Source organism: Ruegeria sp. YTSC199 (genome assembly GCF_059609725.1).
The window spans coordinates 127,773-150,876 of sequence record NZ_JBXWMF010000006.1 but is presented as its reverse complement, the minus strand read 5'-3'; the positions used below and the strand labels follow the sequence as shown (position 1 = coordinate 150,876).

Genomic DNA, 23,104 nt, shown 5'->3' with positions numbered 1-23,104 from the left:
GCTAGTTCCGCGCCAGCTCTTGCCGGGCGGTTTTGAACACCTCGGCAATACTGCGCAGGGTCTCGTCGGTGTCGGGCTCAAAACCCTTTGCCGCCACCCGCGCACTGGGCAACATCGGGAACGTCACCAGCGACACCTCCCACAGTTCCAGTTCGGTCAAGAGCCGCTGGCCCTTGTCATTCTTCACGGCCCGCTTGGTGCGATAGCCGATCGACAGGCCATCCATCGCACCCGCTCGGATCAGTTCCGCCGCCTCACGGCCTTTCTGCGTACTTTCCAGCAGGCGTCCCTTTACCCAAAGACCCTTGTCGTCTTCGCGCACTTCATCCCAGACACCGATGGGTTGTACCGGGTCGTGCTGCCAGAGCATCTTGACCCGTTGACCCGCATTTTCCAGCCCGGCCAGTGAGCTGCGATAGGCGCCTTTCTGCACCACGTCGCTGCCGTGATCGACCTGCCCGAACAGGCTGGCATACCCTTCTATCACCGCATCCTCGGATACCGAGAGCCCGTCTCCGAACTGTGCAAACTTGTGCTCCAAATCCATGAACACCTCCTCGTAAGATTCTGATTTCACGGCGTGGCTGCAAGGAACGATTGGAAAACCTGCGCGAGGATCACCGCCGCGACACCGTAGACCGTCAGCCACAACCGCTTTTCCAACCGCTCCATCATCTCTTCGATCTGATCCAGCCGACGGCACAGATGCGCGTGCTGAATCTCGGCCACCCGCTCATGCGCGGCCAGGCGCAGGCCCGGCGCACAATCAAATGGCGGATATCCCTCAGTCATCCGTACCCTCCGCCAGCGCCGGCAGGCCCAGCAGAGACCGCTTTTCCCCATCCGTCAGAAACTCGGCCCGACTGACCCGCGCCCATTGTGCATCCCGCTCGGCGGCCAGTGCGGGTACCTGATCCAAATCAGGTTTCAACATCAGGTCTTCACCGGTATGGCCCGAGAGCCATTCCGACACCGCCGCCACCACCCGCGTCACCAGGGGCAGAACCGTCAAGCGATAGAACGCCCGGTTGGCTTCCTGATAGTTCGAATAGGTCGCGTCGCCCTGAAGTCCCAGCAGCATCGGCGGGACCCCAAAGGCCAGCGCGATCTCGCGGGCGGCGGCTTCCTTGGTCTTCTGGAACTCCATGTCCGAGGGCGAAAAGCCCATCGGCTTCCAATCCAGCCCCCCTTCCAGAACCATTGGTCGCCCGGCATTGCGCGCGCCCCGATAATTCTGCTCGATCTCATCGGAAAGACGGCGGAACTGATCCTCGGCCATTACTCCATGGCCGTCGCCACCCTTCCAGACCAACGCTCCCGAAGGTCGCGCGGCATTGTCCAGCAGCGATTTCGACCAGCGAGACGCGCTGTTATGCACGTCGATCGCCATTGCGGCCGCCTGCATCGGCGAAAACCCATAATGGTCGTCCTGCGGATGGAAGGACTTGATGTGGCAGATGGCATCGGCGGCAAAACGATGGGTTTTACCCCCTACCGCGTAATCATACGCCTTGGGCCATCCGTCGGCACCCGGCACGACGCTCATCCGGTCCGAGCGTAGAACGTGCAGCTCCACAAGCAATCCGTCTTCGGCCTGAACCGCCTCAATATAGGCATTGCCCGACAGCAGAAGCTGAGCGAAAACAGCCTCCATCAACTCGGCCCGCCCCTGCGCTGCGTTGGGGCGGCGCATCAACGTCAGAATTGGGTGTACGTCATAGCGTTGTTCACGGTCCTGCAGGACCAGAGGCAAAGCTGCAGCCGCCTCGGCAATCAACTTTACGGATCGAAACCCCACCGGATTCCCTGAAAACCCCGTCCGCGTCAGCGACACCGCATCCCGAGGGCTCCACGCCACGCGCCCGCCCGTCTGCCACGCCACCACAGGCCCCGCCGCGCTTGCCTTCGCCTCGGGCGCCTCACCAGCCGATCCACGACGCAAGAAATCGAATACCATCTGTGCTCCTTTCTGCCGCCGCTCTGCCCGGCTTGTTGAAAGGAGTTATGACGGAAAGAAGTTTAGGGCTTGGGAATGGGGCGTGCGGAGGGTGGGCAACACACGACCCCAAAATCATCTGTGGTCTGAATAGTAGACAGAATTAGTGATGAGCCTGATACTCTATTGAGGCAATCTTTGTTATTTTTGGATGACCATTTCCAATTTGCGCAGGTTCATGGATCGGGAAGGAAAGCAGTATGTTCAACGACGCAGTAAATAATGGTGGCGTCGCGGTTGTTACCGGGGCGGCAAGTGGGGTCGGGCGTGCTGCAGCACTACGGTTTGCGCAGGCGGGTCTGGGTGTCGTTCTGGCAGACCTACCCGGAGCACAACTTGAAGCAACAGTTCAAGAAGCACGCCAATTGGCGTCCGCTGACGCACCTATTGAAGGCATACCGACTGATGTGACATCAGATGAAGAGATAAACAAACTTGCCGATCGCGCATATGAAATAGGTCCAATTGCTGCTTTGATGAACAACGCGGGGATTAGTCTGCCGACAACCGCTTGGTCAGAAATGGAAAACTGGCAGCGGCTTTTGCAGGTGAATTTTTTCGGGGTTCTGCGAGGCGTGCAGGCCTTTATGCCTCGCATGATCGAAGCTAACCGCCCTGCTGTAGTCATTAATACCGGCTCGAAACAGGGTATTACAACACCACCGGGTAACCCCGGCTACAATGTCACCAAGGCCGCGGTCAAAGTTCTCAGCGAACAATTAGCTCATGAGTTGCGTGAAGCAGGGGTACCAATTTCTGTTCACTTGTTTGTGCCGGGTTTTACATACACTGGTATGATTGCGTCTTTCCTCCCGGAAAAACCGCCCGCGGCGTGGACCAGTGAACAAACGGTTGATCACTTATTCAGTCGAATGGCCAATGGTGATTTCTATATACTTTGCCCGGACAATGATGTCGACGAGACACGCGACCGACGCCGGGCACAGTGGGCTATTCAGGACATCACCAAAAACCGCCCTCCACTCTCTCGCTGGCACCCCGATTACGCTGAAGCGTTTGCCAAATTCGAGAATACTGGTGAGCAATAACTAAAGGCTCCGCACCCTAGGCCGCCGATACGCCCCCGCAGGCCCCACAACCAACTCATGCAATGCCCAGACCAGCGCATCGACCCGGTCGGGTGAGCCCTGCCCCTGAAACCCCCGCACGGTCATTTGGCACATCTGCTCCTCCAACGCGTCCAGCCCGGCCACATGGGCCACGCGCCCCTGCTCGTACAAGGCCGCCACAGGCTCGGCCCGGGCCACCTTTCCGCGTGAGGCCCGTACAGCCCGATAAGGCACCAGAGGGTCCACCTGCCGCACGACCTCTTCCACCAGTTGCCCGCCCTGATTGACCTCAGCCACGAGCCGTTCACCCCTAAACTCATCCATCGCGTCAATCGCCGCCTGCGCCCAGCCCGCCGGGCCAACGCCCTGTACCGTCCGGTCGGCCAGCACATAGGCGCGCCACTCCTCGGGCGGCCCCTGCACCTGAGCACCCACAACCACGATCCCGCAGGCATCCGCATCCGACCCCGCTGTCACCGCCGGGTCCAGTGCCACCACGATGCGGTCCAGCTCAGGTACCTGCGCGCAGCGCGCATTCTCAAGCATCGAACCTGTCCAAAAAGCGCCTTCGGCATCCGACAGCAGAACACCATCCAACTCCTGCCGCCCCAGCCGTGTGCCTGCGTATCGCGCACGCACCTCGTCCAGAAACGAGTCCGCCAGATTGGCCCGGTTCGCATCGGTCGGCGCATGGGTCTGCACGGTGGACGGAGATCCCAGCAACTCTTTCAGAACCTTCACATTTCGCGGCGTCGTTGTCACACAGACCCGAGGTTGCTCCCCCAGCCGCAGCGCAAATTGTAGCATGTCCCAGGTCTCACCCGCTTTCTTCCACTTCGCGAGCTCATCCACCCAGGCAGCATCGAATTGAGGGCCGCGCAACCCATCGGGATCATGTGCCGAAAACGCCTGCGCCTCGGCCCCGTTAGGCCAGACCAGTTTCCGTTCTGATGCCTTCCACACGGGCCGCCGATCCGGCGGCGAACATTGCAATATCCCGCTGTCGCCAAAGATCATCACGTCACGCACCTGATCGAAAGTCTCGCCCACCAGCGCCACCCGACAGGCCGCGCCCTTGTCCAGCGGCAATGACCCCTCGACCATCGACCGCACCCACTCGGCTCCGGCGCGTGTCTTTCCCGCACCGCGCCCGCCCATGATCACCCAAGCCCGCCAATCCCCCTCGGGTGGCAACTGGTGCGGCAGCGCCCAGAATTCGAACAGGAAAGGGAGGGCACACAGCCCCCCCTCCCCGATCTCACTCAGAAATCTGTCCCGCACCGCAGCATCGGCGGAGGCGAGCCAGCCTGCACCCGATCTCAGACCGGGCGCGTTCAAGGTCGAGTGCATAGCCCCCCTGGGCGATCCCGATTTGTCTGTGATGTTGTTCGACAAGGCTTGTCTCCACTTTCTGGCAACTTCGGATCAACCCCTCCAGCTGACCAAGCTGCCTGGCTGAACCAGCAAGATCTGCATCCTCCCCGGTTCCGATCTGCTTGCGCAGGTCTTCCGCCGCTTGTCGCAGACCGCGAATGGATGCCTCGAGCGACTGCAAAAGTTCTGCCGTCCGCGACATCCGCTCTTCCGGGGTAATCAAAGTCATGTTTGCTTTTGACCTCATGCGTGAGTTTTTCCGCACGAGAGAAACGAAAAACGGCCACCGGGTCGGCCCGGGGCCGTTGCCCACTTCTTCTAGCATGACACAACTTATACGGGAATAAGCGCGCAAAGTCAATGATTTGCGCAACGGGGGCGCAACACTCAACGTACGCACCAAGTTAAGAAATCCTGAGCAACTTCGCGCTAGTCGTCTGGATTGCCTGCCTTTCAGGTCGCTGTTTTAGACACAGGGAACCATCAGGAACGCGACCAAATGAAACGCATCTATGACTGCCGCCGCAGTCCGGTCAAACGCAACTACACTGTTGCTAACTTGAAGGCGCTCGCGGGATCGGGCTGCACATTGTCCATGGCGGATGTGCGCCGCATTGCGCCCACCCATTTCACCGGAGCAGGCTCGACCTGGGCTCAATTCGGGTCCGATGATGAAATCGTGGCGTACGCTTAAGAGACGATGCGGAACGGGGCAGACATGAAGTACACGTAGCGCTCCTTGGACGCCATGGATCGAATGGCAAAGAACGGCATTCCGGTTCAAAGCCACATCAGTCTGATGCCCACCTTCAGCAACCATTGCGGCGGGCTGCGCGCCTGGGGACGGACGACGGATGAGGCGATGAAAGACTATGAAACCGCAAATGGATGGCGGACGTAGGTGCTTTTGCCTTCGAAGTCGAATGCCTCGCGGAAGAGGTTCTCGCAGCGGCGAACACCAAAACCAATGTAATCACCTTCTCACTGGACTCCGATCAAGCCTCGGGTGCGGTCTTTTCCTTTGTTTCAGATTTTTGCGGTGAAGCCAGCGAAGAAAAAAACGCCGAAACACGCCTGTGCCTTCAGCACTGTCGGCACACTACACATGCAAATTCACGACGAAAGAGCCGACGCACTGTCCAAGTTCCACAGCGAGGTCACCGCGCGCAGCTTCCCGTACCTGGAAACCGATTTCGGTATACATGAGGGCGAACTTGCTAAGTTCCTCGAAGCACTCGACAAGTTGGGCCCGACCAGTCAGTGACCTACATCAAGGCTTGACAAATCCAATCGTAGGCCTCATGTGCGGCAGACCAAGCGCTGACGCGTGAGTTTCTGGGCCGCAATGCCCCCCCACAGCGCACTACACATCCCCTAGTTCCCCTTCACGCAGGGTTCTTGATGCGACGGCCGGACGTACGGGACTCGCCCGTATGCCCCGAGGCTTCGCATATACCCTGCCGGTCGCGCTGTTGGCGTGGCCTTACACTCGTGTCCTGTGCGGAAAGCCGTTCCGGATCAAAAAGGAATAATACTTGTTCGATTTCGACATGCTGGGCCTTGCCCCGGCCCTGAATGACGCGCTGCAACGCGCAAACTTTACCCAACCCACGCCGATTCAGAATCAGGCAATACCGCTGGCCCTGAAAGGCAACGATATCCTCGGGCTGGCCCAAACCGGTACTGGCAAAACACTTGCGTTCGGACTGCCGCTGATTGACCATCTGTTAGCTCAGCCGGTCAAACCTGCGCCGAAAATGGTAAAGGCCCTGATCCTGGCGCCGACCCGCGAATTGGTGAACCAGATCGCCGAAAGCCTGCGCAACCTGACCAAGAAAACAAAACTGCGCGTGGCCACCGTGGTTGGCGGCCAATCCATCGGCAAGCAGATTTCGTTCCTGTCGCGTGGCACCGACATTCTGGTCGCCACGCCGGGTCGCTTGATCGACCTGATGGAGCGTGGCGCCGTCGACCTCAGCTCGGTCCGTCATTTGGTGCTGGATGAGGCTGACCAAATGCTGGATATGGGCTTTATCCACGCTCTGCGGAAAATCGAGCCCGCCTTGGGCACGCCGCGCCAGACCATGCTGTTTTCGGCGACGATGCCGAAGCTAATGGAGGAACTCAGCCGGTCCTATCTGACAAACCCCCAGCGGGTGCAAGTCTCGCCCCCGGGCAAGGCCGCAGACAAGATCACGCAGTCTGTCCATTTCCTCGACCGGGCCGAAAAGCCACGGAAGCTGCGCGAGATTCTGTCGGCGGACATGGATGCACTTACACTGGTCTTTGCCCGCACAAAACACGGGGCCGAAAAACTGATGAAAGGCCTTGTGGCGGATGGGTTCAATGCCGCTTCGATCCATGGAAACAAGAGCCAGGGTCAACGCGACCGCGCGATCAAGGCGTTCCGCGCCAGAGAAGTTAACGTGCTGGTCGCTACCGATGTCGCCGCGCGCGGCATCGACATTCCGGGTGTCTCCTACGTGATCAACTATGACCTGCCCGAGGTACCCGACAACTATGTCCACCGGATCGGCCGTACTGCCCGTGCTGGACGTGAGGGTGAAGGCATCGCTTTCTGCGCACCCGATGAACTGGATCAACTGCTCCAGATTCAAAAACTGATGAAGATCGAAATTCCGGTCGCCAGTGGCACTATGCCCGAGTTCTCTGAACCCAAGAAATCGCGCAAGCCTGGTGGATTCCGTGGACGCAGACCAAAAGGGGCAAACGAGGCGTCAAAGCCCTCGCCGTCCAAACGTCGCCGTCCACGTCGACGCCCCGCCGCGTAAAAAAGAAAGGGCCGCGTTCTTAGACGCGGCCCTTATCTCAATTGCTCGAACTATTTCGCTCCGCCTCGATCTCTCGCCATTTGGCAACGTTGCGGTTGTGCTCGTCCAGAGTTTCCGCAAAGGCATGCCCACCTGTTCCATCAGCAACAAAGAAGACGTAGTCGGTATCTTCAGGCGCCACGGCGGCCTCAAGGCTTGAAAGCCCCGGATTGGCAATTGGCGTCGGCGGCAGACCATCGATTACATAAGTATTCCATGGCGTTGCCCGACGAAGCTCGCTCCTGCGCAGACCGCGACCCAGAACGCCCTGACCTTTGGTGACACCATAGATCACCGTCGGGTCCGTCTGCAGCTTCATACCTTTCTCAAGCCGGTTCACAAAGACACTGGCCACTTGCCCGCGCTCATGCGGAACACCAGTCTCCTTCTCGATGATTGAGGCCAGGATCAGCATCTCTTCGGGGCTGCTGATCGGCAAACCGTCCTGACGGCTTTCCCAGACAGCGTTGATCCGCAGTTGTTGCTTGTCCTGCATCGCTTGCAAAACGGCAGTCCGGTCAGCACCAGGCACCACATCGTAGCTGTCCGGGGCCAGCGTACCTTCGGACGGAACCTCGGCCACTTCACCGGTCAGCGCATCGATGCCCTTCAGCGCCTCGGCCACTTGCCACGACGTCACGCCTTCGGCGACTGAGACCCGATAACGAGTGTCAGGGTCCTGTCGCTTTTCACCAAATTCAGCAGGCACCTCGTCTTCACCGGCGTCGAAATTGGCAATCTCGATGAACTCCAGCGTGGCCGGGTCCAATTCGCGCACACGGGTCTGAACGCGTGTCACTCCGATGCGGTATTCAATCTCGGACCCGCATGTGCTCGCTCCGCTTTTGGTGATTTCGTCGACGATATGCTCCATCGACGCACCTTCACGGACAAGAAAGCTGCCCGCCTTCAGGCGCGCGGACTTTTCGGTGTAATCAGCTCCCATCCTGAAGATCATGCTGTTGCTGATCGCGCCACTCTCTTCAAGCTGCTGGCTCACCTCATCCATGTTCGAACCGCGCTTAACCTGCAGACACATCGCGGTTTCCAGCGGGCCTTCGGACTTGTACTGCGACTGCCCCCAAAGGATCAGACCGCCGATCAGGAACAGGCCGACCACCAGGATGGTCAGCGCGTTCGATGCCAAAGCCCGCCACATTTAGCTAACCTTTCCGAAAATCACGCTCGCGTTGGTGCCGCCAAAGCCGAACGAATTCGACAGGGCAACATTGATCTCTCGCTCACGCTTTGCATTCGGGGCCAGATCAATCGGAGTTTCAATCGCCGGGTTGTCCAGATTGATCGTCGGCGGAGCCACCTGATCGCGGATCGCGAGGATCGAGAAGATTGCCTCAATCGCGCCAGCCGCACCCAGCAAGTGACCGGTGGCCGATTTGGTCGAGGTCATAGTCGCGTTGCTGGCATGGTCGCCCAGCAGGCGCTCCACCGCGCCCAGTTCAATCGTGTCGGCCATGGTCGAGGTGCCATGCGCGTTGATATAGTCCAAATTTTTCGGCTCCAGCCCGGCACTGCGCAGCGCGGCTTTCATCGAACGCTCGGCACCGTCTCCATCCTCGGACGGCGCGGTGATGTGATAGGCATCGCCGGACATGCCATAGCCCAGAACCTCGGCGTAAATCTTTGCGCCGCGCGCCTTGGCGTGTTCGTAGTCTTCCAGCACGACTATGCCCGCGCCCTCGCCCATGACGAACCCGTCACGGTCGACGTCATAGGGGCGGCTGGCTTTCTTCGGATCGTCGGCGTACTTGGTCGACAGCGCCTTGCAAGCATTAAATCCTGCGATGCCAATCTCGCAAATGCAGCCCTCGCCACCACCTGCAACCATCACGTCCGCGTCACCTGCACGGATAATACGGCTGGCGTCGCCAATCGCGTGCGCACCGGTCGAACACGCAGTTACGACCGAGTGGTTTGGTCCTTTGAACCCGTGACGGATCGAGACCTGACCCGAGGCCAGATTGATGAGTGCGCCGGGGATAAAGAAGGGCGACACTCGACGCGGACCTTTGTCGCGGATCAGGTTCGCCGTGTCTGCGATTGACCCCAGACCACCAATGCCAGAACCGATCAGAACACCGGTGCGCAGACGCGCATCTTCGTCCTCGGGCAGCCAATCGGCGTCCTTGCAGGCCATCTCAGCCGCGGCAATCGAATAAAGGATAAAGTCTTCGATCTTGCGCTGCTCTTTCGGCGGCAGCCAGTCGTCGGGGTTGAACGTTCCGTTCGTACCGTCTCCGCGCGGCACTTCGCAGGCATAGGTCGTGGTGACCCCGCTTGCCTCAGCGTCGAACTGAGTGATCGGGCCCGCACCGGATTCTCCGTCCAGCAGCCGCGACCAGGTTTCCTCGACCCCGCTAGCCAACGGAGTGACCAATCCCAGACCGGTTACAACGACTCTGCGCATGAAATGCCTCTTGCCTGCTTCCTGTTTGAGAACCGCTCATACCCCGGCCCGGGGTCCGGGGGCAAGAGCAACGGTATATTCCCTTCCGGCATCAACCTGCCGAAACAGAATGAAACGCCGCTCGCCACCACGAGAACGGTTCTGAATGCAAAAACCGCCTGCCGCCGCAGTGGACGACAGGCGGTTTCCTTCTTGTCAGCGCGTTACTGGAATTGAGCGACTGGCTCGTGTGCGCCCTGCGCCGTTTCCAGTGCCTCGGCCAGATCAATCGATTTACGGAATAGTGCACGTCCGACAATTGCACCCGAAATGTTGGGAATATACGCCAAGCGAGAGATATCGTCAGCAGTACGTACCACACCGCTGGCGATAACCGGCGTACGGGACTTCTCTGCCAGCCCAGAGATCAGGCCCAATTGCGCCTCGACGTCTTCCATGTCACTGTCAATGTCCGTTACCAGAATAGCGGCAAACGGAGTGTCGGCGAACGCCTCGATATAAGCTTCCGGGGTAAACGCACTTTGGCTGCGCCAGCCTTCGGTCATCACCTGCCCTTGCCACACATCCACGGCCAGAACGATCTGATCCGGGTAAAGCTTGGCAAGTTCCTTGACCAGGATCGGATCCCAAGCTGCAAGCGTACCCAGGACGATACGCCCTGCACCTTTGTCAATCCAATGTTCGACTTGCTCGCGGGTACGCATGCCGCCCGCCAGTTGCACCGACATCTCAGACGAACGGATGATCTCTTCAATCAGTTCGGCGTTGGTATCCCGGCCTTCGATCGCGTCAAAGTCTGTCAACTGCATCCAATCCGCACCAGAGGCCGACCAGCCACGCGCAGTTTCGACAGGGTCCACGTGCCAAATCATAGCTTCGTCCAGACGGCCTTTTTCCAGTGTCACACACCGACCGTTCTGCAGTTCCATAGTTGGATAAATCCTCATGAGCACGCTCCTCCGCTCATTCGCATTGCAATTCAGTATATCATACAGAATTGAATAATCTCCAACGCCGCCAGTTTCGGCAAACTGAGGACATTTTGCGGCATTGCACCCAAGTTGAGACTACATGCGAGCGGGTGGTCCGTTCCGGCGTAGCAACACAACCGGAGTGCCGTTGTATTCGCATTCACGCATCACTGTGTAACCCAGCTTTTGGGCCAGCTTCTGCGAGATTGCATTCGCAGAATTTACCATTGCTACCAATGGTCCAGGCATGATGCGGTCAAACCAGTCATGTGCGGCTTGGGCAGCCTCAAACCCCAACCCCTGACCCTGCGCCTCGGGCACAAGAATCCATCCGGCTTCGGGAAAACTGTCGAAATCTTCGCCTAGCGCACGGTTGCCATAGAAAAATCCCGCCTGACCGATCATCTGCCGATTCGATTGCTGCAACACGGCCCATTGCCCGAACCCGGCCATCTGCCAATGCCCCGCGTTGCGCAGAAACGAATCCCACGCCTCACCGCGCGAACGTGGCTTGCCGCCGATATGGCGCACGATGCAAGGGTTACGCCATATCTCAGCGAACCGGTTGAAATCCTCGGGCCGCATGCCGCAAAGCATCAGGCGCGATGTGTTTATCGTCGGGGTGGATCGTATCATGCCCTGCCCGCTCTAAGTTTTTATGCCTCAGAGTGATCGTGGCGAACGCAGCCTTACCCTGACAAGTCCGAAATCCAGTCAGGCACAAAAAAACGGCGCCTCCGTTGCCCGGAAGCGCCGTTTTTAACGATTTCGAAGCAATTAGGACGCTTCAGAGATGAATTTGACGGCGTCGCCAAAGGTCTGGATGGTTTCGGCTGCATCATCCGGGATTTCGATGCCGAACTCTTCTTCGAAGGCCATGACCAGTTCAACGGTGTCCAAGCTGTCTGCACCCAGATCGTCGATGAACGAAGCGTTCTCGGCTACTTTGTCTTCTTCAACACCCAGGTGCTCAACAACGATCTTTTTAACGCGATCTGCGACGTCGCTCATGTCTATTCCTCATTCCATTTTCAGGGCTTAAAGCCCGGTTCAGCCCTTGCCCGCTCAGGCTGGCTTTGATTTGCCCGGTCCGGGCGGTTTGGGTCCCCGATTACCGGGAAAGTAGAAGGCCGACCGTTTGGCCGACCCCTGCATTCATGCGCCGCCTATAGCACAGACAACGCCCGAGGCAAACGCTTTCGCGCCTGTCTCGGTCTGCGCTCACAACATGGCCATACCGCCATTCACATGCAAGGTTGTTCCTGTGACATACCCCGCTTCGGGACTGGCAAGGTACAGTACTGCCGCAGCAATTTCCGATGGCTCGCCCATGCGGCCAGCCGGAACCTGCGTCAGGATGCCGGATTTCTGATCGTCGGTCAGCTTGTCGGTCATGGCCGTAGTGATGAACCCCGGAGCCACCGCATTGGCCGTGATTCCGCGGCTTGCGACCTCATAGGCCAGCGACTTGGTCATGCCGACCATGCCCGCCTTGGACGCGGCATAGTTGACCTGACCCGGGTTGCCGGTTGCCCCCACAACGGACGAGATATTCACGATCCGCCCCCAGCGCGCCTTCATCATGCCGCGCAGCACGCCTTTGCACAGCTTGGCGGTGGCGGTCAGGTTCACGTCGATCACGCTCTGCCATTCCTCGTCCGACATCCGCATGAACAGGTTGTCCCGCGTGATGCCAGCGTTGTTGACCAGAATGTCGACCGATCCCATCGCATCCGCCGCCTGTTTCGGCAGCGCTGCGACGGCTTCGGGGTCGCTCAGGTTACAGGGCAGGACATGGGCGCGCTCGCCCAACTCGTCCGCCAGCGCCTGCAGAGGCTCGATCCGTGTACCAGACAGCCCGACAGTGGCCCCCGCCGCGTGCAGTGCGCGCGCGATATCGCCCCCGATACCACCCGAAGCGCCGGTGATCAGCGCGTTCTTACCTGTCAAATCAAACATTCGGTTTCCCTCTTGGTGCGTCCCAACGAGACGTTTTCAACTTACAATTCGGCCCGGGTGACCTTTTGCACGTCTTCCGGCGTGCCAACGGCCTTGCCTGCGATGTCGCGGTCGATTTTGCGGATCATGCCCGACAACGCTTTACCCGCGCCGATCTCCCACGCCTCAGTCACGCCCTGCGCGGCCATGTACTGCACGCTTTCGCGCCAGCGGACCGAGCCTGTGACCTGCTCGACCAGCAACTGACGGATCAGGTCTGGGTCAGTAACGGCTGCAGCACGCACGTTCGCAACCAGCGGCACGGCGGGCGCCTTGATTTCAACGGTGGCCAGAGCTTCGGCCATCACATCAGCGGCAGGTTGCATCAGCGCGCAATGGAACGGAGCGCTCACCGGCAGCATCACAGCGCGCTTGGCACCCTTTTCCTTGGCGATCTCTGCCGCACGCTCGACGGCGGCTTTGGAGCCCGAGACCACAACCTGCGTCGGGTCGTTGTCATTTGCAGCCTGACAGACCTCTCCCTGCGCCGCCTCTTCGGCAACTGCGCGCACGGCGTCCAGATCAAGGCCGAGAATGGCTGCCATTGCGCCCTCGCCTACTGGCACGGCGCTTTGCATTGCCTGACCACGGGTGCGCAGCAGACGGGCCGTATCGGCAACGGACAGCGCACCGGCAGCGGCCAGCGCCGAATATTCGCCCAGCGAGTGCCCCGCGACAAAGGCCGCATCGGTCACCGAAACGCCCTCGGCGGCCAGCGCGCGCATGGCGGCGATCGAGGTTGCCATCAGCGCCGGCTGCGCATTTTGCGTCAGCGTCAGGTCCGCGATGTCACCTTCCCAGATCAGGCTGCTCAGCTTTTCACCCAGCGCCTCGTCGACCTCGTCGAACACAGCCTGAGCTGCCGGGTAGGCCTCGGCCAGAGCCTTGCCCATCCCGATGGTTTGGGCGCCCTGCCCGGGAAAAACGAATGCGCGTGTCATTGCGACCTCTTGGATGACGTTAGGTTGCCGGGGGGTGTAAACCGAGCGCGGACGCGGCACAAGCATTGCATGACCTCTGCACTGTGGCACTTTTTATGTGCGCATCCCGCTATTGAGTCCTGATCCCATGGCTTTAGGTTGAACCCAGCTACCCCAGCCAGGAGCAACAAATGCCCTCAACCAATACCTTTTCCAGCTATGGCAGCGTGACCAAGACGTTCCACTGGCTGACCGCCCTGCTGATCTTTACGGCGTTACCGCTGGGATGGATCGCCAATGATCTGGCCCACGCGATCTATGACCCCTCGATTCCGACCACCGAGGACGATATTGCCCGGGCGACCCGCCTGTTCTCCTTGCACAAGACCGTGGGTATCACCGTTTTCTTTGTCGCTCTTGCCCGCATCCTGTGGGCTGTAACGCAAACCAAACCAGGACTGCTGAATGCCGAGAATAAACCCGAGGCCTTCGCCGCCGAGACCGTTCACTGGATGCTCTATGCCTCGCTGGTTCTGGTGCCGCTGACGGGTTGGCTGCATCACGCCGCTTCAGAAGGGTTCGCGCCGATCCTGTGGCCCTTTGGGCAAAACCTGCCTTTCGTGCCCAAGTCGCCCTTTGTTTCCGAGGTGACGTCCGGCCTACACTGGCTGTTCATCTGGGTTCTGGTTGGGTCCCTGGTCCTGCATATTGCCGGGGCTCTCAAGCACCATGTGGTCGACAAGGACAGCACCTTGCGCCGCATGTTGCCCGGCCAATCGGATGCGCCTGAGCCGCCCGTTCAGCACCACTCAATGATCCCGGCTGTCGCGGCACTGGCGGTTTGGGTGGCGGTTTTGACCGGTGGTTGGTCAATCGGCATCTTCTCGGACCACTCCGCCGCGGCGACCGACACGGCCGAACTGATCGAAGTGCAGTCGGACTGGCAGGTGCAGGACGGTGACCTGTCCATCACTATCACCCAATTGGGCAGCCCCGTGACCGGCCGTTTCGCCGACTGGACGGCCGCGATCGCGTTTGAAGATCCGGCGGAACCGGGGCTGGCTGGTACCGTGGACGTCACAATCTCAATAACGTCACTGACTTTGGGAACGGTGACAGATCAGGCCATGGCCGCCGATTTCTTTGACAGCGCTCAGTTCCCGACCGCCCAATTCAGAGCTGACATCTACAAGACGGACACCGGGTATGAGGCACGTGGCCCCCTGACAATCCGCGACAAATCGGTGGGCGTCGCGCTACCGTTTACTCTCGACCTGCAGGAGAACACCGCCGCCATGGTCGGAGAACTGGAGTTGAACCGTCTGGATTTTGACGTTGGCACCTCTCAACCAACCGAAGAATCGCTGGGCTTTGGGGTCGTGGTCTCAATCAACCTGACTGCCGAACGACAGAGCTAAAATAAAAACCGCCGGGGCAACACCCCGGCGGCTTCATTTCAGAGAATCAAAACCGGCTTATTCAGCTTTCTGTGCCTCGATCGAAATCCGGACTTCGACTTCATCGCTGACGAACGGCGCGAATTGGCCCAGTTCGAAATCGCTGCGTACCAGCGTGGTGGTCGCATCGAAGCCCGCCCAGGGCTTGTTCGCCATCGGGTGCTCAGCCACTTGGTTAAGTTTGGCATCTAGTACGACCGATTTGGTCACACCGTTCATGGTCAGGTCGCCAGTAATGTTGGCGGTGCCTTCGCCGGTAACTTCGATACCGGTCGAGGTAAAGGTGATCATGTCACCTTCGGCCACACCGAAGAAATCCTCGGTCATGAAGTGATCTTCGCGCGGTTTCCAACCGGTGAAAATCTCGACCACGGGCATCGAAACGGAAACGCTGGATGAGGCAGGGTCTTCCTGATCGAACATGATCTCGCCTTCAAAGCCCGAGAACATGCCGGTTGTGGTCGAGAAACCGAGGTGGTTATAGCTGAAGACAACCTGGCTGTGGCTGGGGTCCAGAGTGTATTTCTCGGCGCTCGCAAACGCCGAGGTCGCCGAAACGGCCAGTGCAGCAGCAAGAAGGGTGGATTTCATGACAATCTCCGCAATTTTGTGAATGCAAACCTGTTTGGTTGCTCGGTAACAAAAATGTGCTGCCTAAAGGCAGCACACAAGTATCATTCTCTCACAGTTTCTGTTCTTTAGTGAACAGAATAAATCTTAGGCGAAGATTGTTACACTTCCGCTCAGTTGTCCCTTAAGCGCTCGGCTGACATCCGCCGATTGCAACGGCAGCTTCATCAGAAGGCTGCCATCAACATCGAACAGCTCGACCTGTTCGTCGGCAAAGCGCGCGCCACCCAACGTGTCATAGCTACGGCGCAGAACGGTTTGCGGTCGTCCGTTTTCGTTCTTTTGCAGCACCCGGACCTCGCGGCGGATTGGGTCAAAATAGGCATCAGGGCGGGCATCGAGGATTTGAATAGTCAACAGGCTGACCCCGACCAGCAGAAACATCAGCGACGCGGCCAGTTTGATCGGCCAGACCTCGGTCGCCATGGCAGAACTCTCCATCAGCCACATTGAAAACGCCATCACGATCAGAAACGCCCCTGCAACGCGCGCCAGAACCATTCGGACCTTCCAGTTCGGCTCGAACCCGATCAGCACTGGCACAGATTTCTCATAGTTCGCGGCGTTTGCGGACTCTTCGAATGTATTCGTATTCATCGCGGTCATATCTTTCACCCTGTTTTCAGGTTGCCGTCCTGGGTCCGGTTTCTCCGGTTAATCCCCGGTATGAAAACAACTTTGAGCCGAAAAACGTCAGGATTTGGGCAGCGCAATGGAAATAGCACGACTTCTACAAGGCACCTGTGGCAGGGCTTGCCCCTCAGGCTGAAACGTGTATATGGGGCCATCCTTCGCAAATCACATGAATCGCGCAGCCTCTCGTGGCAGGGTCGCGAAGGACAAATGGCCCAGCCTATGAAATGCGCCTTGATAAAAACAGGAGTGCACATGCCACTGTATGAGCATGTAATGATCGCGCGTCAGGACCTGTCCAACGCGCAGGCAGAAAGCCTCGTCGAACATTTCGGCACCGTACTGGCGGACAACGGCGGCAACGTCGTCGACAGCGAGTATTGGGGCGTAAAGACGATGGCCTACAAGATCAACAAAAACCGCAAGGGTCACTATTCCTTCCTGAAGACCGACGCCCCCGCTGGCGCCGTTCAGGAAATGGAGCGCCTGATGCGCCTGCATGAAGACGTCATGCGCGTTCTGACCATCAAGGTCGACGAGCACAACGAGGGCCCCTCGGTCCAGATGCAGAAGCGCGACGAGCGCGAAGGCCGCCGCGAGCGCCGCTGATCAACGCCTGACGAAAGGACTTAAACCATGGCCGCAAAACCATTTTTCCGCCGCCGCAAGGTCTGCCCGTTCTCGGGCGACAACGCGCCGAAGATCGATTACAAAGACACCCGTCTGCTGCAGCGCTACATCTCTGAGCGTGGCAAGATCGTTCCTTCGCGCATCACCGCCGTTTCGGCAAAAAAGCAGCGTGAACTGGCCCGTGCTATCAAGCGCGCCCGCTTCCTCGCCCTGCTGCCCTACGCCGTGAAGTAAGGAGAGACTGATATGCAAGTTATCCTTCTGGAACGCGTTGCGAAACTGGGTCAGATGGGCGACGTCGTTGACGTCAAGTCTGGCTACGCCCGCAACTTCCTGCTGCCCCAAGGTAAAGCACTGAGCGCATCGAATGCCAACATCGCGTCGTTCGAAGCCCAGAAAGCGCAACTTGAGGCTCGCAACCTGGAAACCAAGAAAGAAGCTGAAGCACTGGCTGAAAAGCTGGACGGTCAGCAGTTCATCGTGATCCGCTCGGCATCGGATGCCGGCGCTCTGTACGGTTCGGTCACCCCGCGTGACGCCGCAGACGCCGCAACCGAGGCTGGTTTCACCGTCGACAAGAAACAGATCGCCCTGATCGCACCGATCAAGGAACTGGGTCTGCACTCGCTGGCAGTCAAACTGCACCCCGAGGTCGAAGTTGAGATCAAGATGAACGTCGCCCGTTCGGAAGAAGAAGCCGAACTGCAGGCGTCGGGCAAATCGATCCAAGAACTGGCCGCTGAAGAAGAAGCCGCTGCCGAATTCGAGATCGCCGAACTGTTCGACGACATCGGTTCCGCCGCTTCGGAAGACGAAGAACTGGTCGCCGAAGAAGCACCGGCAGAAGAAGACGAAGCCAAAGCCTAATCCGGCTGAAGTGAGTTTTGACAAGGCCGCACGAATTGTGCGGCCTTTTTTTATACACACGCCAAACGAGCAAAATTCAGCTAGACATTGGACTTACGCTTGCATGCGTCTTCGTGTTTCCTATCATCGCAGCCTGAATTTCGGAGTACACAGATGACATCTTTCTTGCGCCGCAGCGTCTTGGCCTTTTTCTTGACAGCTCCCCTCGCTGCCTGCGGCGGGCCGGACACGCCGACACAGGATGCGTTCGATCCCCCGCTATACCCCAACGAGACGCCCGAGTTGCGTGCTTCAATCAACCGTTGGGCGGATCACTACGAGGTTCCGCGCGAGTTGGTGCACAAGCTGGCGATCCGGGAAAGCACCCATCGACCCTGGGCCGTGAACCGTCCCTATTACGGCCTGTTGCAGATCCTGCCCGCCACAGCACGCTCGATGGGCTATTCCGGAAATTCACAGGGACTGCTGGACGCGGATACCAACCTCGAATTTGCGGGCAAATACCTGCGCGGTGCGTGGCTGCTGTCGGACGGTGACCAGCAACGGGCGATATTTCTGTATGCCAAAGGGTATTATCCAGAAGCCAAAGCGCGGGGCATGTTGGTCGAAACCGGACTACAGCCTCAATAGCAGCCAGTGCCTCTTGGGCAATAATCATGGACATCCGACGCGAATTCGCGTCAAATTAGGTGGATTTCCTCCGAAATTGGGAGGATTCGCTGTCTTCTGTTGCGCGAAGCACGCATTAAGCCTGTGCGATACGAACATTACCCTTGCACTTAATGCATTGGTTGTCGCAACGTGGACATGAATTCGGACGGACTTGGCACTTTGGGGGATGAGAAGTGCCGCACAAAGGTTGGACAGGTGAAACTCATAGACTTGGCCGCGCTCGACCATCAGGAGAAGTCGACCGCAGATATCATAAACTCTGTCTGCGAGGAACTCGGCTTCGACTATGCGTCCTATGCCACGATGAACCCTGTCAAAGGGGACGTTCAGGGATATGCAAACTATCCCGACGAGTGGAAAATTCACTATGGAAGCCACGGCTATCACCATTTTGATCCGACCATTTATCAATCCTTGCTAAGTATCGCTCCGGTTGATTGGGGACGGTTTAATCACGACGAAAAATTTCATGCTGTTTTTCGCGATGCGCATGATTTTGGCATTACTCCCAGGGGATTAACGGTCCCGGTCCGGGGCCCGTATGGCGAATGTGGACTGCTCAATGTTACCCGGGATTGCTCAGATCATGAGTGGGAATCACTCAAAAAACACGTGATGGGCGATCTTCAAATGGCCGCCGTACATGCACATGACACGACCATGCAGTCTGGCGTGCTCGCCAAAGCGCTATACTTGCCTTCTCTTTCCACGCGCGAAAAAGAAATCCTGCAATGGGTGGCCGAGGGTAAATCTCAGCAGGATATCGGCGACATTCTGTCGATTTCGCATCGAACCGTCGAGGTTCACATGCGCTCGGGTCGCGAAAAACTGGGTGCGTTAACCACACCACAGGCCATAGGCAGGGCCATTGGTCTGGGCTTAATTGCGCCTGGGTAAGCGAAAAAACCACAAAAATACGGGAAATCCCCAATGGTTTCTGTTCACGACTTGGTTAACTCTTGAGTCACGGTAACCAGACTGTAGGGGGATGGAAATGATCATCGTAATTGATGGTATTAACCAACATAAGTTTAAAGACGTCCTGGACGATATGTTCAAACTGCGGGCACGCGTGTTCGGAGATCGTTTGGGCTGGGAAGTCAACATCGCGGATGGTCGTGAACGGGACATGTTCGACGACCTGAATCCTGCACACGTGGTCAGCATCAACGACGAGGGGGACGTCGTTGGGTGCATGCGCCTGTTGCAAACCACAGGGCCGCACATGTTGTCGGACGTGTTCCATTCAATTCTGGACGGCGAACCGCCGCTGCGCAGTTCCCAGGTTTGGGAGGCGACACGGTTTTGCGTCGACACTAAAAAACTTGGCCGCGGACGCGGCAAGAACTCAGTTTCCTATGTCACCAGCGAAGTCATGATCGGTTCGTTCGAATACGCAAAAACAGCTGGTGTGCTGGATTCAATCGCGGTGATTGATCCGGTCATGAACCGCGTCCTGAAGCGATCGGGCAACGCACCCTATGACTACCTCGGCACCGCCAAACCGATGGGCAAGGTGGTTGCAATGGCTGCGATGATGGATTGTTCGGACGAGCGCATCACGGGTATTCGCGATTATGCGGGGATCGAACATGATGTCTTTCTGACAGAGGAACAGGCCCTTGCACTTTTCGCCCGCAGCCAGACCGAATCTCCAGCCAATGTAGATCATCAGCCACTGACCGAGCTTGAAAAGTACTTTGTCGAACAGATGCATTCGGCAAGGACGAAAGAAGAGGTCAACGATGTGCTGAAATTGATCGAGGCTCTTTCGGACCGTTTCACGCCAGAGCAGAAAATCGCTCTGCTAAGTACCCCCCGTGCTTTTGCTCATGAGGCCTGACCCCCTCACCTCATAGTACAAAAGCCATCCACCGGAGCCGTCTGATTGTCAGGCGGCTCCGCTTTTATTGGTGCCCATGTTGTAGATGGGCGGAAGAGGATTACTCCTCTTCCAGTGCCTCAACGGCTTTTTGCAGGTCGTCTTTGCTGATTTCCTTGTCCGCGACCTGAGCCAGCTCGACGATGTAGTCGATAACCTTGTCTTCAAAGATCGGCGCGCGCAGTTGCTGCTGCATCTGAGCGTTCTGCTGCACGAACTCAAAGAACTGACGTTCCTGGCCAGGGTACTGACGCGCCTGGTTCATGATCGCCTGGGTCATTTCAGCATCAGTAACCTCGACCTCGGCCTTCTGACCCAGTTCGGCCAGCAGCAGGCCCAGACGCACGCGGCGCTCAGCCAGCTTGTTATGTTCGTCGGTGGGCTCGATCTCACCGTGGTCGTGGCCTTCCACGTCCGGGTTTTCCTCGTGGAACAACTGATGCGCAATCTGCTTGGCTTCTGCTTCAACCAGCGACGGCGGCAAGTCGAAAGAAACCTTCTCGTCCAGAATATCCAGCAGCGCGCGCTTCATAACCGCGCGCGATGCACCAGCGTATTCAGCTTCCAGACGCTCGGCGATTTGGCCTTTCAGCGCTTCCAGATCCTCGGCGCCAAACTTGGTGGCCAACTCGTCATTGATCTCGGCCGCGACGGGCTCTTTCACCTCTTTCACGGTGCAGGTGAAGACAGCGTCTTTACCGGCCAGATGCTCGGCACCATATTCTTCAGGGAAATTGACGTTGACGTCTTTTTCTTCCTCGGCCTTCACGCCAACCAGTTGCTCTTCGAAGCCGGGGATGAAGCTGTTGGAACCCAGAACCAGCGGATAGTCTTCAGCCGAACCACCTTCGAACTCTTCGCCGTCCACTTTGCCAACAAAGTCGATCACGACCTGATCACCGTCCTTGGCTTTGGAGCCCTTGCGGCGCGCTTTGAAGTCCTGAGCGGTTTCGGCCAGGCTGCCCAGCGCTTCTTCGATGGCAGCTTCGTCGGCTTTGACGACCAGTTTTTCCAGCTCGACCGACTTCAGGTCAACTTCCGGAATCTCGGGCAGTGCCTCATAGGACATTTCGACGTGAACGTCGTCGCCTTCTTTCCAATCTTCGTTTGTCATTTTGACTTCGGGCTGCAGCGCCGGACGCTCGCCACTGTCTTCAAAGTGCTGGTTCATGGCACCGTCGATGCTTTCCTGCATCGCTTCACCCAGCAGGCGCTGACCAAACTGCTTTTTCAGCAGTGCCATCGGCACCTTGCCTTTGCGGAAACCCTTCATCTCGACTTCAGGCTGCGCCTCGACCAGCTTTTCATTCACTTTGTCGTCCAGCTCAGCCGCGGATACGACGATGTTGTAACCGCGTTTCAGACCTTCGTTCAGCGTCTCGGTAACCTGCATTATGGTAGTCCCCATAGGATTCGGGGCGCGCAAAACGGCGCGCCGGGCAAATTTGACGCCTTCTATTTGCCCAGCCGCCCACGTGCAAGGGGGCAATGCCCAATCGGTCTTGTTTTACCGCCGATTTGAACAAAAAAACGCCCCGGACAGAACCGGGGCGCTTGTTTGTCATTTGGGCTGGATCAGAACTTCCAGAGCGCGCCCAAAACCCATGCTTCGTTGTTGTCAAAGTTGACCGTGTCGTCGAAGTCATGATTACGATATTTCAGGTACGCATCGGTATTGATGCTGTCGATGCGCTGCACTACAGCGATGCCCCAGGATTTGGTGCTGGATCCGGAGTTTTCGAAGTCCGATCCATCGAAATAGTCGATACCGACACCGGTTTTGCCCCAGGACACCCAGTCTCCTTCATAGGCCAGCTTGGTGTACCAATAGTCAGGATCGCTGGCCCCTGTCGCCGTGTCGTCACGCGTACCCAATGCGGCCGTAAAGCTGAACCCGCTGGGCAACAGAACCGAAGCGGACCCGATTGTATCCTTCCGCTCACCCGAACTATCGTCGAAGTCGCGGACCGCATATGCCACACTGGCTGCAAACTCGACGCCGTTGGCGAATGTGTTGCCATAAGAAATCGCGATATCGTAATAGTCGTCATCATCGCTGCTGGACAGGATATTCTGACCATAGGCAATCGCGGCCGAGAACCCGTTGAAATCGGGCGTGTCATAGCGAATACGCCCGCGACGCGCGCCATCAAAGTTGCTGGACGAGTCACCCACGGTGATATCGCTCAGGATACCGTCTGTCCCGCGATAGAAGAAGGCACCGTTTTCATCGTTAGTGAACGAATACAAAGCCGTTCCGACATAGGACAGGTCAACCTCGGCGGCCCCGTCCGAGGCCATGCTTCCTTGACCGGCCGAGAACTTGCCGTAACCACCCTTCAACGAGAAATCGACGTGGCGGATGTCTTCACGGGTCCAACCGTTGGTATTGGTACCATCCTGGTTGGCCGTTCCGGTGCTTGGAAGACCCAGCCCAGTTTCAAAGCGGAACATGAACTCGTTGCTTCCGTAGGGCTGCATCAGCCGCAGGCCAACGCGGCTGTTGGAAAGGTCGTTGTCCAGCAAACGAGTCTCTGTTTCTTCGCCGTCATCGACAGACACGATGGCCGGATCGAGTTGACCGTACAACAGCACATAGCCGCCGCTGTTATTTTCGTATTTCAACTCGGCTGCGGCAGGAATTGCCGTTGTCGCGGCCAGCACAGCCGCCATTGAGGACAGTTTTAGTTTCTGCGTCATTTCATTCACCTTCAAAATTCCGGCTTCCGTTGCCCCTGAATCGCGTAG

General features: G+C 58.0%; 27 protein-coding genes. 12 read left to right on the top strand and 15 right to left on the bottom strand.

Going from position 1 to position 23,104, the window contains the following annotated elements; translation table 11 throughout:
• Position 1 precedes the first annotated feature (1 nt).
• From AC2FEE_RS07850 to AC2FEE_RS07840, 3 genes are read right to left on the bottom strand one after another with little or no spacing between them, the layout of a single operon-like run.
• Complete coding sequence (locus AC2FEE_RS07850; protein WP_496864221.1) at positions 2-547, bottom strand: HK97 family phage prohead protease; 546 nt, start codon at positions 545-547, stop codon at positions 2-4.
• A 26-nt stretch (positions 548-573) separates the two neighbouring features.
• A complete protein-coding gene (locus AC2FEE_RS07845; RefSeq protein WP_170724431.1) occupies positions 574-792 on the bottom strand; it encodes a GTA head formation protein, RCAP_rcc01685 family in 219 nt (72 codons plus the stop codon).
• Complete coding sequence (locus AC2FEE_RS07840; RefSeq protein WP_496864219.1) at positions 785-1,957, bottom strand: phage portal protein; 1,173 nt, start codon at positions 1,955-1,957, stop codon at positions 785-787. Before AC2FEE_RS07840 ends, AC2FEE_RS07845 begins: the two co-directional genes overlap by 8 nt.
• 239 nt (positions 1,958-2,196) lie before the next feature.
• Here AC2FEE_RS07840 and AC2FEE_RS07835 point away from each other — a divergent pair, with 239 nt between their 5' ends.
• On the top strand, positions 2,197-3,045 hold the full coding sequence (locus AC2FEE_RS07835) for an SDR family NAD(P)-dependent oxidoreductase (protein ID WP_496864217.1): 849 nt from the start codon (positions 2,197-2,199) through the stop codon (positions 3,043-3,045).
• Here AC2FEE_RS07835 and AC2FEE_RS07830 read toward each other — a convergent pair whose 3' ends face one another.
• Positions 3,046-4,416: a DNA-packaging protein gene (locus AC2FEE_RS07830; protein WP_496864397.1), complete on the bottom strand. Its 1,371-nt coding sequence runs from the start codon at positions 4,414-4,416 to the stop codon at positions 3,046-3,048.
• Between the two features lie 523 nt (positions 4,417-4,939).
• Between AC2FEE_RS07830 and AC2FEE_RS07825 the strand changes: the two genes are divergently transcribed.
• The 4 genes from AC2FEE_RS07825 (at position 4,940) to AC2FEE_RS07810 (ending at position 7,232) form a co-directional block, all read left to right on the top strand.
• A complete protein-coding gene (locus tag AC2FEE_RS07825; protein ID WP_496864215.1) occupies positions 4,940-5,134 on the top strand; it encodes a hypothetical protein in 195 nt (64 codons plus the stop codon).
• 54 nt (positions 5,135-5,188) lie between these two features.
• On the top strand, positions 5,189-5,341 hold the full coding sequence (locus tag AC2FEE_RS07820; protein ID WP_496864213.1) for a hypothetical protein: 153 nt from the start codon (positions 5,189-5,191) through the stop codon (positions 5,339-5,341).
• A 120-nt stretch (positions 5,342-5,461) separates the two neighbouring features.
• On the top strand, positions 5,462-5,704 hold the full coding sequence (locus AC2FEE_RS07815; RefSeq protein ID WP_496864211.1) for a hypothetical protein: 243 nt from the start codon (positions 5,462-5,464) through the stop codon (positions 5,702-5,704).
• 271 nt (positions 5,705-5,975) lie between these two features.
• The gene (locus AC2FEE_RS07810) at positions 5,976-7,232 is read left to right on the top strand and encodes a DEAD/DEAH box helicase (protein WP_496864209.1); all 1,257 of its coding nucleotides are present in this window, start codon (positions 5,976-5,978) and stop codon (positions 7,230-7,232) included.
• Positions 7,233-7,269: 37 nt separating this feature from the next.
• On the opposite strand, the gene mltG is transcribed toward AC2FEE_RS07810, so the two are convergent.
• From mltG to fabD, 7 genes are all read right to left on the bottom strand, one after another.
• Positions 7,270-8,430 (bottom strand): endolytic transglycosylase MltG, encoded by a 1,161-nt coding sequence (gene mltG, locus AC2FEE_RS07805; RefSeq protein ID WP_496864208.1) that lies wholly within the window; start codon positions 8,428-8,430, stop codon positions 7,270-7,272.
• On the bottom strand, positions 8,431-9,696 hold the full coding sequence (gene fabF / locus AC2FEE_RS07800) for a beta-ketoacyl-ACP synthase II (RefSeq protein ID WP_496864206.1): 1,266 nt from the start codon (positions 9,694-9,696) through the stop codon (positions 8,431-8,433).
• A gap of 203 nt (positions 9,697-9,899) precedes the next feature.
• Positions 9,900-10,643 (bottom strand): 1-(5-phosphoribosyl)-5-[(5-phosphoribosylamino)methylideneamino]imidazole-4-carboxamide isomerase, encoded by a 744-nt coding sequence (locus AC2FEE_RS07795; RefSeq protein ID WP_496864204.1) that lies wholly within the window; start codon positions 10,641-10,643, stop codon positions 9,900-9,902.
• A 120-nt stretch (positions 10,644-10,763) separates the two neighbouring features.
• Positions 10,764-11,303: a GNAT family N-acetyltransferase gene (locus AC2FEE_RS07790; RefSeq protein ID WP_496864202.1), complete on the bottom strand. Its 540-nt coding sequence runs from the start codon at positions 11,301-11,303 to the stop codon at positions 10,764-10,766.
• 141 nt (positions 11,304-11,444) lie between these two features.
• On the bottom strand, positions 11,445-11,678 hold the full coding sequence (locus tag AC2FEE_RS07785; protein WP_008756330.1) for an acyl carrier protein: 234 nt from the start codon (positions 11,676-11,678) through the stop codon (positions 11,445-11,447).
• Between the two features lie 210 nt (positions 11,679-11,888).
• The gene (fabG, locus tag AC2FEE_RS07780) at positions 11,889-12,626 is read right to left on the bottom strand and encodes a 3-oxoacyl-[acyl-carrier-protein] reductase (protein WP_496864200.1); all 738 of its coding nucleotides are present in this window, start codon (positions 12,624-12,626) and stop codon (positions 11,889-11,891) included.
• A gap of 41 nt (positions 12,627-12,667) precedes the next feature.
• On the bottom strand, positions 12,668-13,606 hold the full coding sequence (fabD, locus tag AC2FEE_RS07775) for an ACP S-malonyltransferase (RefSeq protein ID WP_496864199.1): 939 nt from the start codon (positions 13,604-13,606) through the stop codon (positions 12,668-12,670).
• Between the two features lie 170 nt (positions 13,607-13,776).
• On the opposite strand from fabD, the gene AC2FEE_RS07770 reads away from it, so the two are divergent.
• Complete coding sequence (locus tag AC2FEE_RS07770) at positions 13,777-15,003, top strand: cytochrome b/b6 domain-containing protein (protein WP_496864198.1); 1,227 nt, start codon at positions 13,777-13,779, stop codon at positions 15,001-15,003.
• Positions 15,004-15,060: 57 nt separating this feature from the next.
• Here the strand turns inward: AC2FEE_RS07770 and AC2FEE_RS07765 are convergent, their stop codons facing one another.
• On the bottom strand, positions 15,061-15,633 hold the full coding sequence (locus AC2FEE_RS07765) for a YceI family protein (protein WP_496864196.1): 573 nt from the start codon (positions 15,631-15,633) through the stop codon (positions 15,061-15,063).
• 126 nt (positions 15,634-15,759) lie between these two features.
• The gene (locus AC2FEE_RS07760) at positions 15,760-16,278 is read right to left on the bottom strand and encodes a hypothetical protein (protein ID WP_496864194.1); all 519 of its coding nucleotides are present in this window, start codon (positions 16,276-16,278) and stop codon (positions 15,760-15,762) included.
• A 282-nt stretch (positions 16,279-16,560) separates the two neighbouring features.
• On the opposite strand from AC2FEE_RS07760, the gene rpsF reads away from it, so the two are divergent.
• The 6 genes from rpsF (at position 16,561) to AC2FEE_RS07730 (ending at position 20,317) form a co-directional block, all read left to right on the top strand.
• Positions 16,561-16,914, top strand: a complete 354-nt coding sequence (gene rpsF, locus AC2FEE_RS07755; protein ID WP_496864192.1) for a 30S ribosomal protein S6 — start codon at positions 16,561-16,563, stop codon at positions 16,912-16,914.
• Positions 16,915-16,941: 27 nt separating this feature from the next.
• Positions 16,942-17,169: a 30S ribosomal protein S18 gene (gene rpsR / locus AC2FEE_RS07750; protein ID WP_005982441.1), complete on the top strand. Its 228-nt coding sequence runs from the start codon at positions 16,942-16,944 to the stop codon at positions 17,167-17,169.
• 12 nt (positions 17,170-17,181) lie between these two features.
• The gene (gene rplI, locus AC2FEE_RS07745; protein WP_496864191.1) at positions 17,182-17,802 is read left to right on the top strand and encodes a 50S ribosomal protein L9; all 621 of its coding nucleotides are present in this window, start codon (positions 17,182-17,184) and stop codon (positions 17,800-17,802) included.
• Between the two features lie 153 nt (positions 17,803-17,955).
• Complete coding sequence (locus tag AC2FEE_RS07740) at positions 17,956-18,432, top strand: transglycosylase SLT domain-containing protein (RefSeq protein WP_496864190.1); 477 nt, start codon at positions 17,956-17,958, stop codon at positions 18,430-18,432.
• Positions 18,433-18,669: 237 nt separating this feature from the next.
• Positions 18,670-19,371 (top strand): helix-turn-helix transcriptional regulator, encoded by a 702-nt coding sequence (locus tag AC2FEE_RS07735; RefSeq protein ID WP_496864396.1) that lies wholly within the window; start codon positions 18,670-18,672, stop codon positions 19,369-19,371.
• 97 nt (positions 19,372-19,468) lie between these two features.
• Positions 19,469-20,317 (top strand): acyl-homoserine-lactone synthase, encoded by an 849-nt coding sequence (locus AC2FEE_RS07730; RefSeq protein WP_496864189.1) that lies wholly within the window; start codon positions 19,469-19,471, stop codon positions 20,315-20,317.
• A 100-nt stretch (positions 20,318-20,417) separates the two neighbouring features.
• Here the strand turns inward: AC2FEE_RS07730 and tig are convergent, their stop codons facing one another.
• Entirely contained in the window at positions 20,418-21,749 is a 1,332-nt protein-coding gene (gene tig / locus AC2FEE_RS07725; protein ID WP_496864395.1) for a trigger factor, read from the bottom strand.
• Positions 21,750-21,931: 182 nt separating this feature from the next.
• Complete coding sequence (locus AC2FEE_RS07720) at positions 21,932-23,056, bottom strand: porin (RefSeq protein WP_496864187.1); 1,125 nt, start codon at positions 23,054-23,056, stop codon at positions 21,932-21,934.
• Positions 23,057-23,104: the final 48 nt, after the last annotated feature.